This is a genomic window from Lactiplantibacillus herbarum (assembly GCF_001039045.1).
Taxonomy (GTDB): Bacteria; Bacillota; Bacilli; order Lactobacillales; family Lactobacillaceae; genus Lactiplantibacillus; species Lactiplantibacillus herbarum.
The window spans coordinates 22,231-32,367 of sequence record NZ_LFEE01000023.1 but is presented as its reverse complement, the minus strand read 5'-3'; the positions used below and the strand labels follow the sequence as shown (position 1 = coordinate 32,367).

Below are 10,137 nucleotides of genomic sequence, written 5' to 3'. Positions count from 1 at the left end.
AATTACACCACGGACGTCTTTGGTTATTGGCGAGCTGTGCCGATGACCAAAGCGAGGGATAAGACCGCTTCACAGGCTTATGCCGGTCCCAACAGCTAAGCTAGTGTGGACCACTGGAGTCGAAAACAGCGATCAGTTTTATTTCTAAGTTACTCAAATGACAATTCTAAGAAGTAGAGTCCCTTACCAGGTAGGTGAGCCGTTGAGACCCAGACTTCGTGGTAATTAGGGACTTTCTTCTCGGTATAATCGAAAAAGAAGTCCAATAGATTACCATTTTTTGCGACGAACTCTTCTTGGAAACGGTTGACCAATAGTTTGTTATCTGGAAAATAAATTTCGGGATTGGCGACTTTGATTTTGTCGGGAATGCCCATCCGTACCACGTTGGTGTACTCTGGCTGCGAGAATTGAATCTCGGCCGGATGGTGGACGATGTAGAACATGACGTTATAGATGGAATCTGAATTACTTGCCATGACGAACCAGTCCTTTACTAACTGAATTTACCCCTATTATACCAAAAATTAATTGAAGCGCAGGAAATGTTTTCCGAGCACCTTGACAAAAATCTAATAAACTATTAATCTTTTAATTAAATTCAAATTAAACAAATTTATAAATGACATCAGAAAGAGGCTGGATCATATGGCAGACGTACAATTGGACTGGGCTAACTTAGGTTTTAATTATCGTAATCTTCCTTACCGTTACCGTGCGTATTGGAAGGACGGCGAGTGGTACAAACAGGAATTAACCGGAGATGCAACTTTACATATCAGTGAAGGCTCGACGGCACTCCATTATGGACAACAGGATTTTGAAGGGCTAAAGGCTTACCGGACAAAGGATGGCAGTGTTCAATTGTTCCGTCCTGATCGCAATGCGGCCCGGATGCAGACTAGTTGTGAACGGCTATTGATGCCACAAGTGCCAACGGAGATGTTCGTTGATGCAGTCAAGCAAGTCGTTAAGGCTAACCAAGACTATATTCCACCATATGGTACCGGTGCGACGTTATATTTACGGCCATTGATGATTGGAGTTGGTGGTAACATCGGTGTCCATCCAGCTGACGAATACATCTTTACGATTTTCGCGATGCCCGTTGGAAGCTATTTTAAGGGCGGTATGACACCTACTAACTTCACGACGTCTAATTATGACCGGGCAGCTCACAAAGGGACTGGCGCCTACAAGGTTGGCGGTAACTACGCAGCTAGCCTGTTCCCTGGTCAAGAAGCTCATAGTGCTGGTTACTCAGACTGTGTCTACTTAGACCCAGTTGAACACAAGAAGATTGAAGAAGTTGGTTCCGCTAACTTCTTCGGAATCACGAAGGATGGGACTTTCGTAACGCCTAAATCACCATCGATCCTGCCTTCCGTTACGAAGTATTCATTGCTCTACTTAGCTGAGCACAAGTTTGGGATGAAGACGGAACAGGGTGACGTTTATATCGATGACCTGGATCGTTTTGCTGAAGCGGGTGCTTGTGGAACGGCCGCCGTTATTTCACCAATTGGTGGTTTGGAACACAAGGGAAACTTGCACGTCTTCTACAGTGAGACTGAAGTGGGTCCCGTAACGAAGCAGCTCTATGATGAATTGACTGGCATTCAATTTGGTGACCGTGAAGCACCAGAAGGTTGGATTCAAAAGGTTGATTTAGACTAAGGATTGTAGTCAGATAACAATTTAAGAATTTATCTTATAAAAAATGTAGCCAACTGATATTCAAGCTGGCTACATTTTTTTTAGCTTCAATTCAAATGTCTACGTAACACTTTTTGTCCTTTGACTAGGTATAAGCACAATAATATTGGCGCAGCGATGAGCAATAGAATCCCTTGAATAAGGAAGCTCAATTCTGAGTTCATCAGGGCATCTTGTGTTTCGCTTTTCATTAACAAACGGTCACGACTTACGACTGGATTTAAACTGTTATGGTATCCCTGTGCCCCATTTTGGTTGTCTTTCATGGTTTGACGCAACGCATGGGTGCTTTGAGAGGTTAGTTTTAGACGCGGACGAATGAGATGTGGGTATAAGTAAATTAACCATGGGTAGCAGATGAAAAATGCAGCGGTGAAATAAACGTTAGCCCAGTTCCATTTAAAGATAAAGGGGCCGGTGGGTGGTGCGGTGACCAGGTAGAATAGCAGTAGATAAAATAGGACGACGCGAAGATAGCTTGTCAGGGTAGATTTTATGATTTTCATAGACCTAGCTTCCTTTGGCTTGAAAATAACAGTATTTAAAAATAGCTAAAGCATAAATCCTTGTATTGAGGTGTTCAAATTATTAAAACGCTTAGTTATTTTTACTAACGTAGAATAAATAGTTGATGTGTTGAGCAATAGGGTAGTTGACCAAGTCGGAGGGTAAGCATAAGCGATTAACTAATTTTTGATTAACGATTGGGGACTGACAGCGTTACTTCTGGATAAGTAGTATGATTAAAAACAATAATAGTTGAAATGGAATGAGTGACTTAAATGGCAGGATTTGAACGTACCAAACAAGTTATCGACCAGATGGTGACGGACGGGGTTATCCCCGGAGCTAGCTATGCGGTGATAGCAGGGTCTGATATCGAACGGGCTCAAGTGGGGGTTGCGCAAACACAACCCCAAGCTAAACCGTTGTGGCCGGATGCTTTGTATGATTTAGCATCAGTGACAAAGGTCATCGGAACGACTACGGTAGCACTTCAATTAATCGCTAGTGGCCAGTTAGACGTGCACCAATCAGTTCATGACTATTTGCCAGCTTTTGTTAATCGCGACGTGACGGTGCTCAACCTCATGACGCATACTAGTGGACTCAGTGGCTATATTCCTAACCGTGGTGTTTTGAGTGCTGACGAATTATTAGCGGCTATCCAGACATTACCGATCAGTCGCGCTAATCTCAATCACCGGGTCGTGTATACTGATTTGGGCCTGATTCTAACCGGGATGATCATTGAAAAAATACTCGGCATGTCGATTCAAACGGCCGTTGATGAGCGGGTCATTCAGCCGTTGCAGTTGCCAGATGCGACCTTCAAGCCAAGTGTGCAACGGGCTGTGCCAACGGTCTATTCAGCACAGAGCGGCTTGTTGCAAGGAATCGTACATGATCCCAAGGCGCGAACATTAGGTGAGCACTGTGGTTCGGCAGGACTTTTTGCCAGTGTGGCTGACTTGGAACGTTTTTCGCAGTTAATGCTGGGCCAAATCGATGTTCCCAACGTACTTGATCAGCAGACGATTACTAGCTTGTATCAAGACTGGACACCTAATCACGACTTACGCCGCAGTTTCGGTTGGAATTTATGGCACCGTGATGCCCAGTCATTGCCAGTTATTTTTCATACTGGTTTTACGGGGACGTTGTTGATGTTGGATCGTGAGCGTCAAACGGCGTTGATTTTCCTCTCTAATCGGGTTCATCCAGTTGTCGACAATGCGAGCTTTTTACCGGCACGCCGGCGCTTGATTGCGGCTTGGTTAGCGGGTAGGTTACAAATTAGTTAGGTCAGTTTCACAACCGCTTTCATTTATGATAAAATTTAACTATTAAATTCATTAATGGAGTGAAGCTAACTTATGAGTGAACCATACTTTTTAAAACCCGTCTTCCACGAAAAAATTTGGGGCGGTACCAAATTACACGATGATTTCGATTACACGATTCCAAGTGACCACACCGGTGAATGCTGGGCAATCTCAGCTCATCCTAATGGTCCTACCATGGTCGAAAACGGTCCTTACGCTGGCATGACGCTCGACAATGTCTGGGCTGAACACCGCGATGTCTTTGGTAATGCTAAGGGCGACGTGTTCCCATTATTGACTAAAATTTTGGATGCCAGTGAAGATTTATCCGTACAAGTGCATCCTGACGATGAATATGCAGCTGAACATGAGCATGAACTCGGCAAGACAGAATGCTGGTACGTGATCGCGGCTGAACCCGGTGCTACCATGATTTACGGTCACCACGCTAAGAACCGCGAACAATTGACGGAATGGATCAACAACGGCGAATGGGACAAGTTATTACGGCGAGTACCCGTTAAAGCGGGTGACTTCCTCTACGTGCCATCTGGTACGATTCACGCTGTTGGTAAGGGCATCATGGTCTTAGAAACGCAACAGAGCTCAGATACGACTTACCGTTTGTACGACTGGGATCGCGTTGACAAAACTACTGGTCAGAAACGTGAACTACACTTACAACAGTCAATCGATACGACTAACGTGCCTCACAAGGATCCTGCTTTGGATATTACGACGACCCAAGTAGGGGATGCGACCGTTACGAAGTACGTTCAATCACCATTCTTTGGTGTTTGGCAATGGCGTTTAACGGATGGTCAAGCAACCTTTAATCGTGGGACGGCACCATACACTTTGGTTTCAGTATTAGCTGGACAGGGGAGTATCACCGTCGACGGTAAAGATTACCCGCTAGCAAAGGGTGTTCATTTCATGCTACCATTCGATGTTAAACAGTGGACTTTGAAGGGCGATTTACAGATTATTGCCTCTGAACCTGGGGAAGAAGCCTAATTAGTTAACCCCTTGATATGATAAAAAAGATTGATACTGATAAAAATCAGTATCAATCTTTTTTTACGTCTTTACTGATGCTATCAGGTTATGAGAACGTTTACTTTCAAAAAGTATATAAATAATTTTTATAGCTTTAAGGGGTTTACTAATGGTAGGGCTTACACAGATTGGAAAATAGGATACTTAAATTAGTGATACTCTGCCGCCTACCGGGATGGTTTTGATTCAAAATATTAATAATGTTTTTGGATACGATTTGCTTGATTACTATTTCAAAAGAGGAACAGTTAATACCAGTTTGGTAAGCACCGCGTTAAACTGAACCATTGTTACTTGAAAGATAAATCTAGCAATTACGATCAGTCAGTTTAAAATTAGGTACGCACATATTTGCCTTTAATTGCTATCTAGCCGTGAGGGGCGTCCTGACAATGTTCAGTGGTGAAATTATCCTTGGCTGAGCGACTGCTCAGCTTAGGATAAGGCCAATCTTAAAGATTGCAGTTTTTTTGCTGTAATCTTTAAGTTGTGCCCCACCACTCCAACATTGAAAGAACGCCCTGGTAGGCGGAATAGGAAGCAGTCGTTATCTACGAGGAGTACAGGATACCATAACTAAAAAATACGCTATTCAGAGTTTTGTTTTTCTGAATAGCGTATTTTGATTAAAATTTATGAGTATTGAAAGCTTATGGTTTGGTGACCACGTTTTTAGTGAGGTCTTCGTTTAATTGATCTAGGGCGCTGAAGTCAGCGTCAGCGTACTTGCGTTCTAAGGCTAGCTTTAAGATTCGTTTAGCTAATGCTTCGTTACGGGCCAAGATGGGGCCGTGGAAGTAAGAGCCAAAGGTATTCTTATAGATAACGCCTTCCGTTTGATCCTTGCCGTTGTTACCGTTACCTTGAAGCACCTTACCCAATGGACGTTCACCTTCACCGAGGAAGGTTGTCCCGTTGTGGTTTTCAAACCCGTAATAAGTCTGATTGGTTTCAGTGTTTTCAATGGTGATATTACCGATAAAACGGTTGTTGTCTTGGCTCAACGTGTAGTGGTCTAAGGCACCGATACCAGCAATTTTTTCACCGTGAGCACCGATGTAGTAGTGACCAAGCATTTGGAAGCCGCCACAGATGGCAAGCATCGGACCACCGTTTTCGATATAAGCTGTTAAAGCTGCCTTTTTCGTTTGAAGATCCTTAGAGACGATGGTCTGTTCGTAATCCTGACCACCACCGAATAACGCGAAGTCGTACTTATCAGCGTCAAACGGATCGTCCAAACTAACGAGATCGACGGTAATGTCAGCATCAACGGCTTTAGCGTAGTAACGCATGGCTAAAATGTTACCAATGTCGCCGTAGGTATTCATTAAGTCGCCGTAAAGGTGTGCCGCGTGTAATGTGTAAGTCATTTTAAGCCATCCCCCCATCGATAATGCCTTGACTGGCAAGCTCTTTACGTAGTTGTAACATCGCGGTATAAGTTGCCACGACGTAGACTTGCTTGGTTGGTAGTTTTTGAATGGCTGCCGTCATTTCAGTTAAGTCAGGAATGATCGTTAATTGATCTTCTGGTACACCGGCAACTTTAAGTCGGAACGTAATATCGCGGTAACGTTCACCACCACTGATATAGGCGGGGATGTTTAGTTCTGGCAGTTTCTCAAAATCGCCATCCCAGATCCAACTCGTGTCGATACCATCCGCATAATTGGCATTTAATAGTGCGGCAAATGAGAAGGGACGGTCATCCGTCTGAATCATTTGAAGCACTTGGTTGAGGCCGACCGGATTTTTAACTAGAATCAGGGTGACATCCTTATCGCCGACGTGGAAAATCTCTTGGCGACCAAAGACTTGTTCGTCATTTTCGCTGAGTGCGTGGGCAATCTGAGTAGCTGGAACATCCATGTAACGACCAACCGCATAGGCAGCTAGCGCGTTATAGATGTTGTATTGACCACCGATATTTAAGTGCATGGCCTGACCGTTAATCTCAAAGTCTGAGCTAGTTGGGGCCATTTCTGTCAGGGCGTTTAATTTATAAGTTAATTGTGGCCGTTCAAACCCACAGTGTGGGCAGTAGTACTTACCCATATTGCTGTAAGTCCGGCTGTGATAGTGGAGAATATGCTGACAACGAGGGCAGAGCAGGCCGTCGGTATTAGCAGGCGCCTGTTGTTCTTCGTCTTCCTGATAGTCAAAACCATAGTAGAGGATTGGATTTGGCAAAGTCTTCGAGTTGAAGAGGGGGAGATCCCCATTGGCAATAATCGTTGCTTCAGGTGCCAAAGCAACCCCGTCTAAGATTTTTTGATAAGTCGTGTAGATTTCACCGTAGCGGTCCATCTGATCACGGAAAATATTAGTGAAGACGAACGCTTTTGGCGTAATGTACTTAGTGACCATGATGACGTTGGCTTCGTCGACTTCCAGTACGGCTAGTGGTTTTTGATGAGACTTAGGTGCACGTAAGAAGGTTGTTACGATACCTTGTTTCATGTTGGAACCACTAGGATTGGTCAGAATGTCCGGGTACTGTTCACGTAAAACTTTGACCGTCAAGGCGGTCGTTAAGGTTTTACCGTTAGTCCCAGTAATGACGATGACGTCGTAATTTTTAGCCAAGTGTTTTAAGATGGTTGGGTCGAGTTTGAGGGCCAACTTGCCGGGAAGTGAGCTCCCACCGCCACGAAAGGTGTGTAAGAACCAGTACGCGGATTTTCCGGTCCAAGTGGCCAATGTACTATTAATTGACATAAGTTATCGGTACCCCTAATTCTGGATTTTTTTCGACTAACAGGCTGATGTAACCTAGTTAGTGATATTTTAAACCATATTACCGGACAAAAATGTCCTACTTCCAAGTATTTTATACTGAACGTTGCTAAAAGAAAAGCGATACTATCGCCATTTAATGACATATTACCAATTCGTTAATGAGATTTCATAGCTGAATGCTGAAATTCGTGGGGAAATCCGCTATAATTAGTAAGAAATGTGTAAAAAAGGGGAATGAGTCACTTGGCACAATTATTTTTTCGATATGGCGCGATGAATAGTGGGAAGACCATTGAAATTCTCAAAGTTGCCCATAACTATGAAGAGCAAGATAAATCCGTCATTATTATGACGAGTGGCTTAGATAACCGCGATGGTGTGGGTTACGTTGCAAGCCGGATCGGGTTAAAGCGTGAAGCAACTCCGATTTTTAATGACACGAACGTGTTGGACGTTGTCAAGGAGCTGACTGCAGCTTCAGTAGCGAAGACCGGTGCTGACGTTGCCTGTGTCCTAATCGATGAATCTCAATTCTTACAAAAGCACCACGTATTGGAATTGGCCCACATTGTCGATGACCTTCAAATTCCAGTAATGGCATTTGGACTGAAGAATGACTTTCGTAACGAGTTGTTCGAAGGTAGTAAGTATTTACTATTATACGCGGACAAGATTGAAGAGATGAAGACCATCTGCTGGTTCTGTCGTAAGAAAGCCATCATGAATTTACGTTTTCATGATGGTCAACCAGTCTACGAGGGTGAACAAGTTCAAATCGGGGGCAATGAGGCGTACTACCCAGTATGTCGGCGTCATTACTTTTACCCACCGAAACTAACAAAGTGAGGATTAATGAAACATGGATAAATTTTTCGATAAATTACAAGCCGTAGCCGATCGGTATGAAGAACTCGGCGAACTATTAAGTGATCCTGAAGTGATTGCCGATTCACAACGCTTCATGAAGCTATCTAAAGAAATGGGTAGTATCCGTGAAACTGTTGAAAAGTACAATCGCTATAAAGATGTCATGAGCCAGATCTCAGAAAACGATGAGCTATTACGCGAAAAGTTGGATGATGAGATGAACGCCATGGTTAAGGATGATCTAAAGGGCCTTAACGCGGAAAGAGAACAGCTTGAACACGAAATCACCTTGTTGATGTTGCCTCAAGATCCTAATGATGACAAGAATATCATCATGGAAATTCACGGTGCTGCCGGTGGTGACGAAGCTAGTTTGTTCGCTGCTGATCTGTTCAATATGTACTCAAAGTACGCTGAACGTGAAGGTTGGAATGTCGAAGTTGCTGACCGTAATGAAACTGAAGTTGGTGGTTTCAAGGAAATCGTATTGATTATTTCAGGGAATAAAGTTTATTCTAAACTGAAGTATGAGAGTGGCGCACACCGTGTTCAACGTGTCCCAGTAACGGAATCTGCTGGTCGGGTGCACACGTCAACTGCGACAGTTGGGGTGATGCCAGAAGCTGAAGACGTCGATATTGATATCGACCAAAAGGATATTCGTGTCGACGTGTACCGTTCTTCTGGTGCCGGTGGTCAGCATATCAATAAGACATCTTCTGCCGTGCGGATGACCCACTTACCAACTGGGATCGTCGTTGCCATGCAAGACCAACGTTCACAACAACAAAACCGTGCCAAAGCGATGGAAATCTTACGTGCGCGTGTCTATGATTACTACCACTCACGTGAACAAAACGAATATGATGCTGAACGTAAATCTGCCGTTGGTAGTGGGGACCGTTCTGAACGAATTCGGACGTATAACTTCCCACAAAACCGAGTCACAGATCACCGAATCGGTTTAACGCTGAACAAACTTGATCGGGTGATGAATGGGGAATTAGACGAAGTAATTGATGCCCTAGTTCTGGCCGACCAAGCTGAAAAGATGGAGCGTTTAGCCAATGACTAAGCCTAGTCAACCAACGTATTTTGAAGCCCAGCAGTGGGCTTCTTTTTGTCTAAAAACGGCGCAATTACCAACGGATAGTGCGCGTTTTCTGCTATTAGGATTAAGTCAGTTGGATCAAACACAACTATTAATTCATTACCGTGAGTTGGTACCAGCAGCGTTGTGGGCCGCTTACCAAACCGCAATTGAACGAGTTGTTGCTGGTGAACCAACCCAGTACGTGCTCGGAAAGGCACCATTTTTCGGCTTGTCACTGACTGTGAACCCAGCCGTCCTGATTCCACGAGTTGAAACTGAGGAACTTGTTGAGTGGATTCTAACAGATATGGCAGATGAAGGTCCCTTGAAGGTGCTCGATGTTGGTACAGGGTCTGGCGCGATTGCCTTGGCATTGAAGCGTGAGCAACCAACGTGGCAGGTCAGTGCCAGTGATATTTCACAGGAAGCGTTGACTGTAGCACGTGCAAATGCCAAACGATTATCCTTGGACGTTGATTTTTATCACAGTGATCTGTTGGCTGATGTTCCAGCAACGGCCTTTGATGTCATTGTCAGTAACCCACCGTACATTGCGACGAGTGAAAAAGCCGTAATGGATGCTAGCGTGCTGAACTATGAACCGGAACAAGCGCTGTTTGCTGCACACGCTGGCTTAGTCTTGTATGAACAACTAGCCCAGACGGTGGCCCAGCACTTAACGACTAACGGACGCTTGTACTTAGAGTTTGGCTATCATCAGGGGGCAGCGATTCAAAAGCTGTTCACGGAAGCCTTACCGAACGCGACCGTGACACTACGCCAAGATATGGCGGGGGACGACCGGATGGTACGAGTAATCAATCATTAAATTAA

Annotated in this window: 10 protein-coding genes; 6 read left to right on the top strand and 4 right to left on the bottom strand. The window is 44.4% G+C overall.

From position 1 onward, the window contains the following. Positions 1–149 precede the first annotated feature (149 nt). Entirely contained in the window at positions 150–479 is a 330-nt protein-coding gene (locus ACG95_RS08875; RefSeq protein ID WP_048000207.1) for a hypothetical protein, read from the bottom strand. Between the two features lie 160 nt (positions 480–639). Here ACG95_RS08875 and ACG95_RS08870 point away from each other — a divergent pair, with 160 nt between their 5' ends. Next, a complete protein-coding gene (locus tag ACG95_RS08870; RefSeq protein WP_272946173.1) occupies positions 640–1,677 on the top strand; it encodes a branched-chain amino acid aminotransferase in 1,038 nt (345 codons plus the stop codon). Positions 1,678–1,763: 86 nt separating this feature from the next. Here the strand turns inward: ACG95_RS08870 and ACG95_RS08865 are convergent, their stop codons facing one another. Next, the gene (locus ACG95_RS08865) at positions 1,764–2,222 is read right to left on the bottom strand and encodes a hypothetical protein (RefSeq protein WP_048000205.1); all 459 of its coding nucleotides are present in this window, start codon (positions 2,220–2,222) and stop codon (positions 1,764–1,766) included. Between the two features lie 276 nt (positions 2,223–2,498). On the opposite strand from ACG95_RS08865, the gene ACG95_RS08860 reads away from it, so the two are divergent. Both ACG95_RS08860 and manA read left to right on the top strand, forming a co-directional pair. Beyond that, on the top strand, positions 2,499–3,521 hold the full coding sequence (locus tag ACG95_RS08860) for a serine hydrolase domain-containing protein (RefSeq protein ID WP_048000204.1): 1,023 nt from the start codon (positions 2,499–2,501) through the stop codon (positions 3,519–3,521). A gap of 72 nt (positions 3,522–3,593) precedes the next feature. Then, positions 3,594–4,559, top strand: a complete 966-nt coding sequence (gene manA, locus ACG95_RS08855; protein WP_048000203.1) for a mannose-6-phosphate isomerase, class I — start codon at positions 3,594–3,596, stop codon at positions 4,557–4,559. 692 nt (positions 4,560–5,251) lie between these two features. On the opposite strand, the gene ACG95_RS08850 is transcribed toward manA, so the two are convergent. Both ACG95_RS08850 and ACG95_RS08845 read right to left on the bottom strand, forming a co-directional pair. Next, on the bottom strand, positions 5,252–5,974 hold the full coding sequence (locus ACG95_RS08850; protein ID WP_048000202.1) for a type 1 glutamine amidotransferase: 723 nt from the start codon (positions 5,972–5,974) through the stop codon (positions 5,252–5,254). A gap of 1 nt (position 5,975) precedes the next feature. Further along, on the bottom strand, positions 5,976–7,322 hold the full coding sequence (locus tag ACG95_RS08845) for a Mur ligase family protein (protein ID WP_048000201.1): 1,347 nt from the start codon (positions 7,320–7,322) through the stop codon (positions 5,976–5,978). Between the two features lie 264 nt (positions 7,323–7,586). On the opposite strand from ACG95_RS08845, the gene ACG95_RS08840 reads away from it, so the two are divergent. Genes ACG95_RS08840 through prmC form a run of 3 tightly spaced genes read left to right on the top strand, consistent with a single transcriptional unit; the run spans position 7,587 to position 10,132 of the window. Further along, positions 7,587–8,189: a thymidine kinase gene (locus ACG95_RS08840; RefSeq protein WP_048000200.1), complete on the top strand. Its 603-nt coding sequence runs from the start codon at positions 7,587–7,589 to the stop codon at positions 8,187–8,189. Between the two features lie 13 nt (positions 8,190–8,202). Next, the gene (gene prfA, locus ACG95_RS08835) at positions 8,203–9,285 is read left to right on the top strand and encodes a peptide chain release factor 1 (protein ID WP_048000199.1); all 1,083 of its coding nucleotides are present in this window, start codon (positions 8,203–8,205) and stop codon (positions 9,283–9,285) included. Beyond that, on the top strand, positions 9,278–10,132 hold the full coding sequence (prmC, locus tag ACG95_RS08830; RefSeq protein WP_048000198.1) for a peptide chain release factor N(5)-glutamine methyltransferase: 855 nt from the start codon (positions 9,278–9,280) through the stop codon (positions 10,130–10,132). The genes prfA and prmC overlap by 8 nt, the downstream gene beginning before the upstream one ends. The last annotated feature ends 5 nt before the right edge of the window (positions 10,133–10,137 follow it).

Bases quoted from the DNA above. Each gene is read 5' to 3' on its own strand.
- ACG95_RS08875 (WP_048000207.1), bottom strand. From the start codon at position 479: ATGGCAAGTAATTCAGATTCCATCTATAACGTCATGTTCTACATCGTC.
- ACG95_RS08865 (WP_048000205.1), bottom strand. From the start codon at position 2,222: ATGAAAATCATAAAATCTACCCTGACAAGCTATCTTCGCGTCGTCCTA.
- ACG95_RS08860 (WP_048000204.1), top strand. From the start codon at position 2,499: ATGGCAGGATTTGAACGTACCAAACAAGTTATCGACCAGATGGTGACG.
- manA (WP_048000203.1), top strand. From the start codon at position 3,594: ATGAGTGAACCATACTTTTTAAAACCCGTCTTCCACGAAAAAATTTGG.
- ACG95_RS08850 (WP_048000202.1), bottom strand. From the start codon at position 5,974: ATGACTTACACATTACACGCGGCACACCTTTACGGCGACTTAATGAAT.
- ACG95_RS08845 (WP_048000201.1), bottom strand. From the start codon at position 7,322: ATGTCAATTAATAGTACATTGGCCACTTGGACCGGAAAATCCGCGTAC.
- prfA (WP_048000199.1), top strand. From the start codon at position 8,203: ATGGATAAATTTTTCGATAAATTACAAGCCGTAGCCGATCGGTATGAA.
- prmC (WP_048000198.1), top strand. From the start codon at position 9,278: ATGACTAAGCCTAGTCAACCAACGTATTTTGAAGCCCAGCAGTGGGCT.